The sequence below is a fragment of the Pseudomonas sp. Y24-6 genome (genome assembly GCF_020295325.1).
GTDB lineage: Bacteria > Pseudomonadota > Gammaproteobacteria > Pseudomonadales > Pseudomonadaceae > Aquipseudomonas > Aquipseudomonas gregormendelii.
The window spans coordinates 49891-65353 of sequence record NZ_JACBXG010000007.1 but is presented as its reverse complement, the minus strand read 5'-3'; the positions used below and the strand labels follow the sequence as shown (position 1 = coordinate 65353).

Sequence of the window (15463 nt, the reverse complement as noted above, 5' to 3'; positions counted from 1 at the left end):
CAAGGACACGACCATGCACAGCAGCGACAGTGAATTCATCGTCCGCCAGGACAACGCCGTCTACGAGACGGACACCCCGGTGCTGTACAGCGTGGCCGAGGGCATCGCCACGCTGACGCTGAACCGGCCGACCTTCAACAACGCCCAAAACTCGCAGATGACTTATGCCCTGGATGCCTGCTTTCGCCAGGCGGTGAACGACGACAGCGTCAAGGTCATCGTCCTGCGCGGCAACGGCAAACACTTTTCCGCAGGCCACGATATCGGCTCGCCCGGTCGGGATATCGACAAACCGTTCGAGCGCGCGCACCTGTGGTGGGACCACACCAACAAACCCGGTGGCGAGCAACTGTATGCCCGCGAGCAGGAAGTGTACCTGGGCATGTGCCGGCGCTGGCGCGAACTGCCCAAGCCGACCATCGCCATGGTCCAGGGCGCGTGTGTGGCAGGTGGGTTGATGCTGGCCTGGGTCTGCGATCTGATCGTTGCCAGCGACGACGCATTCTTCCAGGACCCGGTGGTGCGTATGGGCATTCCGGGGGTGGAGTATTTTGCTCACCCCTACGAAATGAATCCGCGTATCGCCAAGGAATTCCTCTTCACCGGTGACCGTATGAGCGCCACCAGGGCCTGGCAGGTGGGCATGGTCAATCGCCTGGTGCCGCGTGAAGAGCTTGAACAGGCGACCTACGCCCTGGCTGCAGGCATCGCCCGCCAGCCACGCATGGGCCTGGCCCTGACCAAACAGGCGGTCAACCACGTCGAAGACCTGCAAGGTAAGCGCACGGCGATGGATGCGGTATTTGCCTGGCACCACTTTGCCCATGCCCATAACGAATTGCTATCCGGCGACAAGCTGGGCGGTTTCGATGCCAAGGGGATGGCCCGCGCCAACAAGCAGGCCGAGGACGAAAACCAATGAACCGCTGGTTGGAAACACCGCTGACCGAAGCCCTTGGGTGCCGTTACCCGATCGTGCAGACCGCCATGGGCTGGGTCGCGGATGCCAACCTGGTGATCGCCACGACCCAGGCCGGGGGCTTCGGTTTCCTGGCCGGGGCGACCATCCCGGCTGATGAGCTGGAAGGCGAAATCCGCAAGGTGATCGACGCCACCGGCGGCAGCAATTTTGGGCTCAATTTCCATATGTTCCAGGACAACGCTGCGCAGTGTGTCGACCTGGCGATTCAGTACCGCTTGCGCGCCGTGAGCTACGGGCGTGGTCCGGACAAACAGACCATCGCTCGCTTCAAGGCGGCCAAGGTGCTGTGTATTCCCACCGTGGGCGCGCTGAAACATGCGCTCAAGGCCGTGGAACTGGGGGCCGACCTGATCACTGTCCAGGGCGGCGAGGGCGGCGGCCATACCGGCGGCGTACCCAGTTCGATCCTGCTGCCCCAGGTATTGGCGGCCGTCGGGGTGCCGGTCATCGCGGCCGGCGGGTTCGCCACTGGTCGTGGCCTGGCTTCGGTACTGGCTGCCGGTGGAGCGGGAATCGCCATGGGCACACGGTTTCTCATGACCCGCGAATCGCCGACTCCGGCCGCGACACTTGAGCGCTACCTGAAGGTCAAGGATCCGCAGCAGGTGCGTGTGACCACTGCGGTCGATGGCATGCGCCACCGGATGATCGAAAACCGCTTTATCAATCACCTCGAAAAGGCGGGCCCCTTCGGTCGCCTGCGCATCGCCCTGGGCAGTGCGTGGCAGTGGAAGCAGCAAACCGGCATGAGCCTGGCGCACATGGCCTCAGTGTTCGTGCGTGCACTACGCGAAGACCCATCGCAGCTGTCGCAGGTGGTGATGGCTGCCAACCAGCCGGTGCTGTTGCAGCGCTCCATGGTCGATGGCGCACCGGACGAGGGCATCCTGCCCAGTGGCCAGGTCGCCGCTGCGATTGGTGAATTGCTCAGTTGCCGCGAGGTGATCGAAGGCATCGCCGGTGAGGCACAGCACTGCCTGGATACGCTCCTGGCACGCAGCCAGCACCTCCCATCGAATCGTCCCGCCAGTATCGGAGAACACCTGTGACCCAGGCATTTACCACACAACTCAATCAGGGCATCGCTGAACTGGTGATCGCCAAGCCCCCGGTCAACGCCCTCGACAGCCAGGAGTGGCAGGCCCTGGCGCAGCAGATCGAAGCCCTTGGGGCCAATCCCGAAGTGCGGGTGATCGTGATTCGCGCCGAGGGCCGGGGCTTTTGCGCCGGAGTCGACATCAAGGAGCTGGACAAGTACCCGGAGCGGATCGTCGAGGTCAATGCCGGTAACTACGCCACCTTCAAGGCCGTGCATCGCAACCCGGTGCCGGTGATTGTCGCGGTCCATGGTTTTGTCCTGGGCGGCGGCATTGGCATCACTGGTGCGGCGGACATTGTTGTCGCCTCCGAATGCGCGACCTTTGCCTTACCGGAAGTCGACCGCGGTGCCATGGGCGGCGGTGCGCATCTGCAGCGCCTGTTCCCGGTGCAAAAAGTCCGTTACCTGTTTTTCACCGGCGACAGCATCAGTGCCCCCGAAGCCCTGCAATACGGCTTCATCGAGCGAATTGTCAGCAAGGATCAATTACGCGAAACCGCCCTGGGCATTGCGGCAAAAATTGCCGAGAAAAGCCCGGGCATGATCCGCATCGCCAAGGAAGCCTTGAACGGTATCGAGGACGGCAACCTGGAAGACAAATACCGCTGGGAACAGGGCTTCACCATGCAGGCCTATAGCAGCCCGGACTCCGCGGAAACGCGCCGGGCCTTCGTTGAAAAACGCGACGCCAAGTTCTGAGATAACGCCATGGACCTGACTTATACCCCAAAGCAAATCGCTTTCCGCGCCGAAGTGCGGGCCTGGCTGGCAGCCAACCTGCCACGCGAGCCGCTGGCCAGCTACGACACTCGCGAAGGTTTTGAACAGCACCGCGCGTGGGAGGCCAAGCTGTTCGAGAGCCGCTGGTCGATGGTGATGTGGCCAGCCAATCTGGGCGGACGCGGTAGCGACCTGATCGAGTGGCTGATCTTCGAGGAAGAGTATTACGGCGCCGGAGCCCCCATGCGTGTCAATCAGAACGGCCAGCTGTTGCTGGGGCCGACCCTGATGGAATTCGGCACGCCGGAGCAGAAGCAGCGTTTCCTGCCGCGTATGGCCGCCAGCCTGGACATGTGGGCGCAAGGCTGGTCGGAACCCAATGCGGGGTCCGACATGGCGGCAATCACCAGCAAGGCCCTGATCGACGGCGACCACTACGTCATCAATGGGCAGAAAACCTGGTCAACCCGGGCGATCTACGCCGACTGGCTGTTCGGGCTGTTCCGCAGCGAGCCAGGATCGAGCCGGCACCACGGGCTTTCGTTCATCATGGTGCCGCTGGACGCACCGGGAGTGAGCATTCGCCCGATCAAGGCGCTCAACGGCAAGGACGCCTTCGCCGAGGTGTTTTTCGATGACGTGCGGGTGCCGGTGGCTAACCGTATCGGTACCGAGGGGCAGGGCTGGCACGTGGCAATGGCCACCGCCGGTTTCGAGCGCGGCCTGTTACTGCGCTCGCCCGCGCGCTTCCAGGCCACGGCACGCAAGCTCGTGGCCCTGTACAAGGCACACCGCGCCAGCGCCGACCGCGACCCAAGCCTGCGCGATGTCGTGCTGGAGACCTGGATGGGCGCTGAAGCCTACGCGCTGTCGGCCTATCACACCGTGGGCCGCCTGAGCCGAGGCGAGCAGATCGGCGCCGAGTCGAGCATCAACAAGATCATCTGGTCAGAGCTGGATCTGAAGATGCACGAGACTGCCATGCGCATTCTCGGTGGGCGCGGCGAGCTGGTGGGCAAGGCCTCCCAGGACGGCGATGCGGCCGGCTGGCTGGAGGGTTTCCTGTTCGCCCAGTCGGGGCCGATCTACGCCGGTACCAACGAAATCCAGCGCAACATCATTGCCGAGCGCATGCTCGGCTTGCCGAAATAAGGAACCGCCATGGACTTCACTTTTAACGATGACCAGTTGGCGTTTCACGAGGCCATCAGTCGATTCCTGATGACCGAAGCCGCCCCGGAAATGCTTCGGGAAATCTGGGAAACCGATGCCGGCCGCTCGCGGGACCTGCGCAACAAGATCGCCGGCCAGGGCCTGACTGCCTTGTCAGTGCCCGAGGCCGAGGGCGGCCTGGGCATGGATGATGTGACCTGGGCACTGATGACCCAGGAGCTGGGTTACTACGCCATTCCCGATTCATTGGCCGACACCGCTTATGTTGCCAGTGGCTTACTTGCGGGCCTGCCCGCAGGTCACCCGGCCCGCGCCGAACTGCTGCCCCGGATCGCCGATGGGAGCTTGCGCATGGCGATCAGTCATCCGGTCAATTTGCTGGTCAGCGATGCGCAATTGGCAGAAGTACTGCTGCTCACCCATGGCGATGAGATCCACGTGGTGCCGCGCTCCCAGGTTGAAGTAGAAAACCATCCGAGCATCGACGCTTCGCGCCGCCTGGGTGAGGTGAAGTGGATCCCAACGCCGGCGACCTGTGTGGCCAGTGGCGAGCAGGGGCGTGCTTTGCAGGACCGTCTGCTGGACCGTGGCGCGCTGTCGGTGGCCGGGCAACTGCTGGGATTGGCGCAACGCATGCTGGACCTGTCCGTGGACTACGTGGCCCAGCGTAAACAGTTCGGCAAGCCGATCGGCAGCTTCCAGGCAGTCAAGCATCACCTGGCCGATGTCGCCCGCTACATCGAACAGGCCAAACCCGTGCTGTACCGCGCCGCACATGCCCTGGCCCGGTGCGACGTCAATGCGGGCGTATGGGTCTCCCAGGCCCGCCTGGCGGCGAATGAGGCGAGCTGGATCGCTGCCCGCAAAGGCATCCAGGTTCACGGCGCAATGGGATACACCTGGGAAGTCGACTTGCAGATGTTCATGAAGCGCGCCTGGGCCCTGGATGCATCCTGGGGCGACCGCGGCTTTCACAAAAACCGCGTCAGCGACTACTTGTTCGCCGACACTACTGGCCTGGGGCCTGGACACACTTTCGAGGAATGAGTCATGCCACAGGCTTACATTGTAGATGCACTGCGCAGCCCCACCGGCAAGCGCAAGGGCTCGTTGAGCGAGATCCACGCGATTGACCTGGGCGCCCATGTGCTCAAGGCACTGGTGGAGCGTAACGTGATCCCCGCGCAAGACTACGACGACGTGATATTCGGGTGCGTCGACACCATCGGCTCCCAGGCCGGCGATATAGCCCGCACCAGCTGGCTGGCCGCAGGCTTGCCTATGACGGTTCCCGGCACCACTGTGGATCGTCAATGCGGTTCATCGCAACAGGCGCTGCATTTTGCCGCGCAGGCGGTGATGAGCGGCACCCAGGATGTGGTCGCAGTGGGCGGCGTGCAAACCATGACCCAAATCCCGATTTCCTCCGCGATGCTGGCCGGCCAGCCCCTGGGCTTTGCCGATCCATTCTCGGGCAGCGTTGGCTGGCGTGCTCGCTTTGGTCAGCAACCGGTGAACCAGTTCTACGCCGCGCAACGGATTGCCGATCATTGGCAGATCAGTCGCGAGCAAATGGAAGCCTTTGCCCTGCAAAGCCACGAACGTGCATTGGCGGCCATTGCCAGCGGGCGATTTGCTCGGGAAATCGTCGCCTGCCAGGGCCTCGCGGTGGATGAAACCCCGCGGCACAGCAGCCTGGTAAAGATGGCTGAACTGCAGCCGGTGGACCCTCAGTACCCATCGATCACCGCCGCCGTGTCCAGCCAGACCTGCGACGCCTCAGCTGCGCTTTTGGTGGTGTCGGAGGCGGCGCTCAAACGCTACGACTTGACGCCACGGGCGCGGATTCATCACCTGACGGTGCTGGGTGACGATCCAATCTGGCATCTCACCGCACCGATTGCGGCGACACGCCGGGCTTTGGCCAAAAGCGGGCTGAGCATGGCTGACATCGACCGGGTAGAGATCAACGAGGCCTTTGCTTCTGTGGTCATGGCCTGGGCCAAAGAGCTGGATTACGACCCGGCACGCACCAATGTCAATGGCGGGGCAATTGCCTTGGGGCATCCGCTGGGCGCAACCGGAGCAAGGCTGATGACCACGCTGCTCAACGAACTGGAATGCAGCGGTGGGCGCTATGGTTTGCAAACCATGTGTGAAGGCGGTGGCCAGGCCAACGTGACCATCATCGAACGGCTGTAATTCTTTTACGTGGGCCGCCGCTTCGGATGCGTGTCCACCCAAATCCAGAGGAGTAAAACATGGCTATTTGTGCAGACCGTACCGTGATCATCACCGGGGCCGGAGGCGGGCTCGGTCGCGCCTATGCCCTGGCGTTCGCCGCGCAAGGGGCCAATGTCGTGGTCAACGATATTCGCGCCGATGCCGCAGAAGATGTGGCAGGTGAAATTCGCGCGAGCGGCGGCCAGGCCATTGCCAGCAGCGACGACATCACCACACTGGCCACTGCGCAGCGCATCGTCGATGCGGCGTTGGCCGCGTTTGGTGAAGTACATGTGCTGATCAATAACGCTGGCGTCTTGCGCGACCGCATGTTCATCAGCCTCAGTGAAGAAGACTGGGACATGGTTATGCGCGTCCACCTCAAGGGTCATTATTGCCTGGCCAACATTCTCGGTCGGCGCTGGCGCGACCTTGCCAAGGCCGGCACCCCTGTCGACGCCCGTATCATCAACACCAGCTCCGGCGCCGGCCTGCAAGGCTCGGTGGGACAGTCCAATTATTCGGCGGCCAAGGGCGGCATCGCTTCGCTGACCCTGGTGCAAGCGGCGGAGCTGGCGCGCTACGGTGTCACCGCCAACGCGTTGGCCCCGGCGGCACGTACCTCGATGACCGAGAGTGCCATGCCCGACGTGGTGAAAAAGCCTGAGGACGACAGCTTCGATGCCTGGGCGCCGGAAAATGTCGCGCCGCTGGTGGTGTGGCTTGGCAGCCCGGCGTCGGCCCATGTCAGCGGCCAGGTCTTCGAAAGCCAGGGCGGGAGGATCTCCCTGGGAGACGGCTGGCGCACGGGCGTCACCCGCGATAAAGGCGCGTTGTGGCAGGTCGAAGAGATTGGTGCGGCCGTGGACTCGATTCTCGCTGAAGCGCCCAAGGCACAGAAAGTCTGGGGCAGCTGAAGCCCCGACCCTTTGTTCACGTCAACGTTCTCGACCTTCATACCCCATTTTGACGATGTGCCCGCTTGGCCCGCTCCGTAAAACTGCAGCGTATTGATTTCTTCGGAGGTAGACGCTGTGAAACAAGCCCCCCCTTATGTTCCCGGTCATCAATTACTGGCCGGCAAGTCGGTATTGATCACCGCCGCGGCCGGTGCCGGTATCGGTTACTCAGCGGCCCGACGCAGTGCCGAGGAAGGTTGTCGGGCGCTGATGATTTCCGACGTTCACCCGCGGCGCCTGGAAGAGGCGGTAGCGCGCCTCAAGGGCGAGACCGGCCTGCAGGCGATCTACGGCCAGCTGTGCAATGTCACGATAGAAGACGAAGTCCAGGCCTTGGTGGCGGCGGCCGAAGAGGCTCTGGGCGGGGTCGATGTGCTGATCAACAACGCGGGGCTGGGTGGCCAGAAGCGTGTGGTAGAGATGAGCGACGAAGAGTGGTTGCGGGTGCTGGACGTGACATTGACGGGCACCTTCCGCATGACTCGGGCGATGTTGCCGCACATGCAGCGCCGCGGCGCAGGAGCCATCGTCAATAACGCCTCGGTGCTCGGTTGGCGGGCCCAAAAGGAACAGGCGCATTACGCTGCGGCCAAGGCCGGCGTAATGGCCCTGACCCGCTGCAGCGCCCTGGAAGCCGCTGAGTTTGGCGTGCGCATCAATGCGGTATCGCCGTCGATTGCCCTGCACGATTTTCTCAAGAAAGCCTCCAGCGAAGAATTGCTTGCCAGCCTGGCAGGGCGCGAAGCGTTCGGTCGTGCCGCCGAAGTATGGGAGGTGGCCAACGTGATGATGTTCCTGGCCAGCGACTACGCCTCCTACATGGTCGGTGAAGTGCTGTCAGTCAGTTCACAACAAGCTTGAGGGCACGCTCATGAGTCACCTTTTCAGTAGCGCCCAGGCTCTGCTTGCGGCCGAAGGCCTGGACCTGGGCCACACCGCCTGGCTGACCATCAACCAGGAACGCATCGATCTGTTCGCCGAGGCCACGGGTGACCACCAGTGGATTCATGTCGATCCGATACGCGCCGCCAACGGGCCGTTCGGCACCTGCATTGCCCACGGCTACCTGACCCAGTCCCTGGCCAACCTCTTCATGCCGCAGTTGTTGACCCTTTCAAACATGACCATGGGCGTCAACTACGGCAGCGATCGGGTGCGCTTCCCGGCCCCGGTCAAGGTCGACTCGCGGGTGCGCGGCAGCGGCCAGATTATCCGCGCCGAGCCAGTGGGCGATGCCGTGCAACTGGTGGTGCGCATCACCGTGGAAGTCGAAGGCCAGGCGCGCCCGGGCTGCGTAATCGACACCATCAGCCGCTATACCTTCAACCCAATTTGCGAGTGAGTTTCCATGGACCTGAATGAAGTCGTCATCGTCGCCACCGCCCGTACAGCGCTGGCCAAATCGTTTCGTGGATCGTTCAACGATACCGAGGCGCCAGTGCTGGGTGGGCATGTGGTACGCGCGGTGGTCGAACGTGCCGGCATTGAGCCTGGGGACGTAGAAGATGTAATCATGGGTGCGGCGGTTCAACAGGGCACCCAGGCCTATAACATCGGTCGGCTCTGTGCCTACACCGGTGGCTTGCCGGACAGTGTGCCGGGGATGGCGCTGGACCGCATGTGCGCCTCGGGGCTGATGAGTATCGGCGTAGCTGCCAAGAGCATCATGAGTGGCGAGATGAATATTGCCATTGGCGGCGGCGTCGAGTCCTTGTCGCTGACCCAGACCAAACACAAAAACAGCTTCCGCGCCCAATCCGAAGCGGTGCTGCAGGTGATGCCCAGCGCCTATATCCCGATGATTGAAACCGCCGAGATCGTCTCCCGTCGTTATGGCATCAGTCGCGCCGCCCAGGATGAGTATTCATTGCAAAGCCAGCTGCGCACGGCTGCTGCTCAACGAGACGGGCTCTTTGATGAGGAAATCGTGGGCCTGAGCGTGGACAAGCTGCTGTTCGCCGCTGATGGCCAGCCCAATGGTCATGAGCGCGTGCAGGTCCTGCGTGACGAATGCAACCGACCGAGTACGCGCCTTGAAGACCTGGCAAACCTGAAGCCGGTGTGGAAGGACGGTAAATGGATCGAGCAGGGGACGTTCGTCACCGCCGGCAACGCCTCGCAGTTCTCTGACGGTGCTGCGGCCAGTCTGTTGATGAGTCGTACCGAGGCCAAGCGTCGCGGATTGACGCCTTTGGGCATCTACCGTGGCATTGCCGTGGGTGGATGCGCGCCCGAGGAAATGGGCATCGGTCCGGTGATCGCCATACCCAAGCTGCTCAAGCGTTTCGGCCTGGCGGTGGGGGATATTGGCCTGTGGGAGATCAACGAGGCTTTTGCCTGCCAGGTGTTGCATTGTCGCGATGCGCTGCAGATCCCGGCAGAGCGCCTGAACGTCAACGGCGGGGCGATTGCCATCGGTCACCCATTCGGTATGTCCGGCGCGCGGATGGTGGGCCATGCCTTGCTCGAAGGGCGGCGGCGCGGTGCGCGTTATGTGGTGATTGCCATGTGCATCGGTGGCGGAATGGGCGCCGCCGGCCTGTTCGAACTGCCGTGAAGCGAGCGGGACGCGGCCGCACGTTCGATTAAAGCCATGGGGGCCCGCGGGTCGGGCCCGCTGCTGGGGAATGGATATGCAAAGTTGTATGCCCAATGCACAGGTCCTCGCGCAAATGGGCCTGGAGTTGGCCGAGTACGAACGGATCATTGGCAACATCTACGATTCGTCGATGAACACGGCCTCCTTGAGTGACTCGTTGCGCGAGATACGCGCGCTGTTCAAGGCTAATTTCGTGACCTTGATCCTGCGGGTTCAGGATGAGCCGTTGCTGTCACCGATGGTGGTTGCCGGTGATGTCGAATTGGGCCAGGGCGGCATCAACCATTACGCCTATTACGCCAAATCTACCCTGTTCGAGGGTTTGCCCACCGACACGGTATTCACCATCGATGAGCTGATGAGCGATGCCGAATGGGCCAGTTCGGCGTTTTACCTGCTGTACTGCCAACCTTACGATTGTTACCACATGCTGGGTGCCGATATACGCATGCCGGATGGCGGCATCGTGCGTTTTCGGATCAATCGACCACAGGGCCACCCACCATTCAGTGAGACCGAGCGGGCCTTGTGCGCCATGTTGCTGCCCCATTTGCGTCGGGCCTTGCATATGTATTCGCTGCTGGACCGCAGCGAGTCTCTGGGCAGCCTGTATTCGCAAACGATCAGCCGCCTCGCAGTGGCGACCTTCGTGCTCGACGAGAACGGCTGCGTAGTGCAACTCAACCCCGTGGCCAGGGAAATCCTTGACAGTCAGGACGGCCTTAAAGTGGTGGGAGGTCGACTGGAGGCTACCTATCCCAGTGACAATCGGGAGCTGGCGCGCCTGGTGCGCAATGCCTTCCAGCGTGCCAGGCAAGGCGCCGCCAAGGGCGTGCAGGTGGCCGAGGCGACGTCGATTTCCCGTCCTTCGGGACAGGTCAGCCTCGGCGTAGTAGTGGAATTGATTCCTTCACGGGAACTGCTCGAAGGCCACGGTAAACCTACAGTGGTGGTGTATGTGCGGGACGCGGTGAGCAAATCGCTGGTGAGCACGGTGCTGACTTCGCAGCTGTACAACCTGACCCCGGCAGAAACCGCGCTCGCCCTGGAATTGGCCAACGGCCTGTCGCTTGAGGACGCCTCGGAAATTCTGAATATCCGGCGCAATACCGCACGCGCGCACCTGCGTTCGATATTTTCCAAGACGGGTGTCCGACGCCAGACCGAGCTGGTGCGGATCATGCTCAACAGCGTGGTAGCGCTAGGTGCGCCCCAGCCGGCCGGGTCTCGGCTGTGACTTGGGGCCAGGCCACAATGCGTTAGTCCGTGCGGACGATGCTCTCGGTTTCCTTGCCTGTCGATACTGGGCAACCGTTGTCGAACCCAAGGAGAATAAAAATGACCGGCAGTAATAAGTCCCCTGGCTGGGCCTTGACGTTGTTATTTGGATGCTGTGCCATCGGCACCGCAAACGCAGCACCGGAGGACATCCCGCGCCTTGGCAAAGACTTGACGTGCCTGGGCGCGGAACAGGCCGGCAATGCCGATGGCAGTATCCCGGCGTTCAGTGGCAAGTGGTTGGGCGCGCCGCCCCATGTTGATTTCAAAGGTACGGGGCACCACCCCGTGGATCCGTACCCGGACGAAAAACCGTTGTTTGTGATCACCGCGCAGAACATCGCGCAGTACAGTGACTCCCTGTCTGACGGGCAAAAAGCCCTGTTCAAATTGTACCCGGCCACCTACAAAATGCCGGTGTATCCCTCGCACAGGGATTTTCGCGTCAGTGACTCGGTATGCCAGGCCACTCGGGAAAATGCCAGCGTGGCGCGTCTGGTGGATGACGGCGAAGGGGTCGTTGGCAAGACCGGCGGCACACCATTCCCGGTGCCGCGCAGCGGGCTGGAGCTGTTGAAGAATGCCTCGACCTTCACCTTGCGGGCCTGGACCGAAGAGTACACCTCCGATAACGCCTACGTGCTCAAGGACGGCAATATCAACTGGGGCAGGGTGCATTCGCGCAACCTGGCCCCATCATTGGAACCAGGCAAGATCGGCGATACCACCGGCAACTCGTCGTTCTATCTCAACGAAACCCTGCTACCGCAACGGGACAAGGGTGAGATCAACACCGGCACCGAATTCTGGAACGACAAAACCGAACCGCGCCAGGCCTGGCGTTACGATCCAGGCACCCGGCGCGTGCGTCAATCGCCGGGCTATGGTTTCGACATGTCATTCCCCGGCAGTGGCGGCTCGATCACTGTGGATGAAGTGCGCCTGTTCAACGGGTCCGGCCAGCGCTACGACTGGAAGATCGTTGGCAAACGGGAAATGTACATTCCGTACAACACCTATCGTCTGCACGACGCCAAGCTCACCTACGCCAGCCTGTTGACTCCCGGTCATATCAACCCCGATGCCATGCGTTATGAGCGTCACAGGGTCTGGGAACTGGAAGGCACTCTCAAACCTGGCTATCGCCACCTGTATGGCAAACGCAAGTTGTATGTCGACGAAGACACCTGGTTTCCGATGCTCGCCGACAACTACGACAACCGTGGCGAGTTGTGGCGCACCTCGATGGTCAACTACTTCTATGCCTACGAGAGCCAGGCCCAGCAGGCGGGCGTCGGCCTGTACTACGACCTCAATGCCGGCAGCTACCTGGCGTTCAACCTGATCAACGAGCAGCGCAACGGTTACCTGTTGAACAAACCCGGTTTCAGTCCCAGGGACTTCGGCCCGGAAGCCGCTCGCCGCTTCGGCCAGTAAGCAGGAAACAGGGCGCCCGCTGTTTCAGGGGCGCACTTTGAGAGTAGCTCTCATTTGATCTAGTCCAACTGCACGATGATCTTGCTGCGCGACTGCTCAATGATATCCGCCATGGGATTACCCGGTATTTCTTGGGGGCATCGCCTGCCCCGAAGTCTGCATTTGAGGAATAATAACAATGACGAAACTCGCTGAAATCAACATCGAGAATGCCCAGCGTACCCACCGTTACGCGCGCGGCTGGCACTGCCTGGGCAATGCCAACGATTACCGTGATGGCAAGCCTCATACCCTGGAAATCTTCGGCACTCGGCTGGTGGCGTTTGCCGATAGCCAGGGCGTCATCAGTATTCTCGATGCTTACTGTCCGCACATGGGCGCCGACCTGTCACAGGGCACCATCGAGAACGACAGACTGGTATGCCCGTTCCATCACTGGAAGTACGACACCGGCGGCAAATGCGTGGAGATCCCTTACTGCAAGCGCATTCCACCCAAGGCCAAGACGCGCAGTTGGTTGACCTGCGAGGAGAACAACCTGTTGTTCGTCTGGAACAACCCCGAAGGCCGTCCGCCCAAAGAGGGCGTGATCATTCCGCACCTCCCTGAGATGGACGACCCGGACTGGATTCATAACTGGAACATCGACACCATGCTGATCGAAACCAACCCACGGGAGTTGGTCGATAACCTGGTGGATGCCCAGCATTTCGGGCCGGTGCACGGTACGCCAACCAAGTATTTCGCCAACATTTTCGAAGGGCACATCGGCCATCAGATTTTTCATGGTGACTCCGAGCGCCTGGGCGGTGACCTGATCGCACCATCGGCCTACTACGGTCCGGCCACTCACTTCACCCATATCAGTTCGATGTTCGGCGATGCGCGGATCCACGCCATTCTGCTCAACAGCCACGTGCCAGTGACGCCAAACAGTTTTGACTTGCGCTTTGGTTGCATGGTCAAGCGCGTACCGGGCTGGACGGAAGAGCAAAACCAGGAAGTGGCCAGGGCCTATGTCCAGGGCAACCGGGACTCGTTCTACCAGGACGTGGTGATTTGGAAGCACAAAATCCGTATCGACAAGCCGGTGCTCGCAGAAACCGACGGCCCGGTCTATCAGTTGCGCGAGTGGTATGAGCAATTCTTCACCAATGAGGACGACGTGCCCGCTTCAATGGCGCTGCGTCGCGAGTTCATAACGGTCGACGAGCGCTGATAGAGGGAGCAGGGCGCCTTCGAGAAGCAAGCGAATACTCTCCAAGGCGCCGCTCCCAGGGACACAGCCACCTTGAGTCCATGGTGATGACTCAGGTCCGATTTGAAGGCAATGAGGGAATACAAAATGAAAATAAAAAATGCCTACACCTTTCCTTTGTTAGTAGTGTTTCTCCTGGTGTTGGTTGTACAGATGTCGGTGCCGGCGGAGTCGGCCAGCGTCAAGGCGTGCAAGCGCTACGCGAGCTGCCTTTCGCTGAGTTCGGGAATCTCAAACTGGCTGGATTTTCGTTAGGGCTGTTTCAGGGGAGTGTTGCCTCGGAACCGCGGGCAACGCTCCGCCCCTGTTTGTCGCCACAGGTGTTATCAATGGGGATGGCCCCGTCGTAGAGGTGGGCGCCACAACGCTGCCCAGCGTTTCAGGCTTTATTAAAGTGCTCTGCTGATCGCTGAGTCAGCGTGCTAATGTCGAGGCGAAATGGCTGATCGCCTGTACGACCTGACGAGCACTGTCCTGAATATCGAGAATCACTTGACCCGCCTCACCGGCTAATTTGACGCCTTGTTCTGCCTTGTCTTTACTCGTCTCCATCCTGGCCACTGCCCCCGTGGCCAATTCACGATTGTGCTGCACCACCTCGACAATCCTGACAGTGGCTTGACTCGTGCGTGCGGCCAAGTTGCGCACTTCGTCAGCAACCACGGCAAAACCTCGCCCCTGATCTCCGGCACGAGCCGCTTCGATGGCCGCATTGAGCGCCAGAAGATTAGTCTGCTCGGCAATCCCACGGATGGTCTGCACGATACTGCTGATTATTTCCGACTGCTGACTGACGGCATTGACACCTTCGGCTGCGCGATTCAACTCGTCGGCCAGGCTTTGCATGACCTCCACGGTGTCCTGCACGACACGGGCTCCTTCGTGGGCTGTATCGTCAGTTTTCAGTGAAGTCTCATAAGCCATGCGCGCTGCTCGTGACTCGGTTTCCTGCTGTAGAACCTGATCAGTAATATCGCTCGCATACTTGACTATTTTGTAAAGATCGCCGTTGGCGTCGAACACCGGATTGTAAGTCGCACGTAACCAGACTGCGCGTCCCTGTTTGTTAAGGCGCTTGAAGCTGCCTGAGAAAAATTCGCCCTGATTCAGGCGCTCCCAGAACTGCCGGTAATCGGGGGATTCGATTTCGCTAAGCTCACAGAACAGCCGGTGGTGCTTGCCAACAATCTCTTCCAAGCGGTAACCCAGCACTGCAAGGAAGTTTTCGTTGGCGCTGACGACTTCTCCCTGCCGGTTGAACTCGATGGTTGCCATGGACCGGTTTATCGCCTTGATCTGGCTCTCCTGCTCTTGTTCCTTCTGAACCTGGGCAGTTACATCCGTCGCAATCTTGACGACCTTGATCACCCGTCCGGTGGTATCGCGAACAGGGTTATAGCTGGCCTCCAGCCAGAGCTCACGCCCCTGTTTATCCAGGCGCAGGAAGCGGTCGTTGATGAACTCGCCATTACCCAGGCGTGACCAAAAACCTTGATAAGCAGCGCTGTTGGCGTATTTCGGCGTACAGAATAAGCGGTGATGCCGGGATTGGATTTCTTCAACGCTATAGCCCATTACCCTCAGGAAGTTGCTATTGGCACTGAGGATCGTGCCATCAGGCTGGAACTCAATCAGGGCCATGGAGCCACCTAAGGCTGCAAGGGTGGCTTCACTGTCAGCCAAGCGCCGCTGGCTGACGGCCAGTTCTTTTTTGATTGTCGAGTTGAACATGCAT

General features: G+C 60.9%; 13 protein-coding genes and 2 pseudogenes. 13 read left to right on the top strand and 2 right to left on the bottom strand.

Annotated features, from left to right (window positions below; genetic code table 11):
• Positions 1-13: 13 nt before the first annotated feature.
• The 13 genes from HYI44_RS15065 (at position 14) to HYI44_RS15005 (ending at position 13689) form a co-directional block, all read left to right on the top strand.
• Complete coding sequence (locus HYI44_RS15065) at positions 14-922, top strand: enoyl-CoA hydratase (RefSeq protein WP_045058513.1); 909 nt, start codon at positions 14-16, stop codon at positions 920-922.
• On the top strand, positions 919-2031 hold the full coding sequence (locus HYI44_RS15060; RefSeq protein ID WP_225569748.1) for an NAD(P)H-dependent flavin oxidoreductase: 1113 nt from the start codon (positions 919-921) through the stop codon (positions 2029-2031). The genes HYI44_RS15065 and HYI44_RS15060 overlap by 4 nt, the downstream gene beginning before the upstream one ends.
• Positions 2028-2780, top strand: coding sequence for an enoyl-CoA hydratase family protein (locus tag HYI44_RS15055; protein WP_122839845.1), 753 nt, complete (start codon positions 2028-2030; stop codon positions 2778-2780). The genes HYI44_RS15060 and HYI44_RS15055 overlap by 4 nt, the downstream gene beginning before the upstream one ends.
• Before the next feature lie 9 nt (positions 2781-2789).
• The gene (locus HYI44_RS15050; RefSeq protein ID WP_225569747.1) at positions 2790-3953 is read left to right on the top strand and encodes an acyl-CoA dehydrogenase family protein; all 1164 of its coding nucleotides are present in this window, start codon (positions 2790-2792) and stop codon (positions 3951-3953) included.
• A 9-nt stretch (positions 3954-3962) separates the two neighbouring features.
• Positions 3963-5021: an acyl-CoA dehydrogenase family protein gene (locus HYI44_RS15045; protein ID WP_045058509.1), complete on the top strand. Its 1059-nt coding sequence runs from the start codon at positions 3963-3965 to the stop codon at positions 5019-5021.
• A 3-nt stretch (positions 5022-5024) separates the two neighbouring features.
• Positions 5025-6176: an acetyl-CoA C-acetyltransferase gene (locus HYI44_RS15040; protein ID WP_225569746.1), complete on the top strand. Its 1152-nt coding sequence runs from the start codon at positions 5025-5027 to the stop codon at positions 6174-6176.
• 59 nt (positions 6177-6235) lie between these two features.
• Positions 6236-7114 (top strand): SDR family oxidoreductase, encoded by an 879-nt coding sequence (locus HYI44_RS15035; RefSeq protein ID WP_201146876.1) that lies wholly within the window; start codon positions 6236-6238, stop codon positions 7112-7114.
• A 117-nt stretch (positions 7115-7231) separates the two neighbouring features.
• The gene (locus HYI44_RS15030) at positions 7232-8017 is read left to right on the top strand and encodes an SDR family oxidoreductase (RefSeq protein ID WP_122839850.1); all 786 of its coding nucleotides are present in this window, start codon (positions 7232-7234) and stop codon (positions 8015-8017) included.
• A gap of 10 nt (positions 8018-8027) precedes the next feature.
• Positions 8028-8498, top strand: coding sequence for a MaoC family dehydratase (locus HYI44_RS15025; protein WP_122839851.1), 471 nt, complete (start codon positions 8028-8030; stop codon positions 8496-8498).
• A 6-nt stretch (positions 8499-8504) separates the two neighbouring features.
• Complete coding sequence (locus tag HYI44_RS15020) at positions 8505-9713, top strand: acetyl-CoA C-acyltransferase (protein ID WP_225569745.1); 1209 nt, start codon at positions 8505-8507, stop codon at positions 9711-9713.
• A 76-nt stretch (positions 9714-9789) separates the two neighbouring features.
• Positions 9790-10992, top strand: a complete 1203-nt coding sequence (locus tag HYI44_RS15015) for a helix-turn-helix transcriptional regulator (RefSeq protein ID WP_122839852.1) — start codon at positions 9790-9792, stop codon at positions 10990-10992.
• A gap of 101 nt (positions 10993-11093) precedes the next feature.
• Positions 11094-12470, top strand: a complete 1377-nt coding sequence (locus HYI44_RS15010; protein ID WP_225569744.1) for a DUF1329 domain-containing protein — start codon at positions 11094-11096, stop codon at positions 12468-12470.
• Between the two features lie 178 nt (positions 12471-12648).
• Entirely contained in the window at positions 12649-13689 is a 1041-nt protein-coding gene (locus HYI44_RS15005) for a Rieske 2Fe-2S domain-containing protein (protein ID WP_045058503.1), read from the top strand.
• Positions 13690-14142: 453 nt separating this feature from the next.
• Here the strand turns inward: HYI44_RS15005 and HYI44_RS29635 are convergent.
• Together HYI44_RS29635 and HYI44_RS29630 are read right to left on the bottom strand one after the other, a co-directional pair.
• Positions 14143-14577, bottom strand: a pseudogene (locus HYI44_RS29635) (methyl-accepting chemotaxis protein); the annotation flags it as partial.
• A 108-nt stretch (positions 14578-14685) separates the two neighbouring features.
• Positions 14686-15369: pseudogene (locus HYI44_RS29630) on the bottom strand (PAS domain-containing protein); the annotation flags it as partial.
• Positions 15370-15463 lie beyond the last annotated feature (94 nt).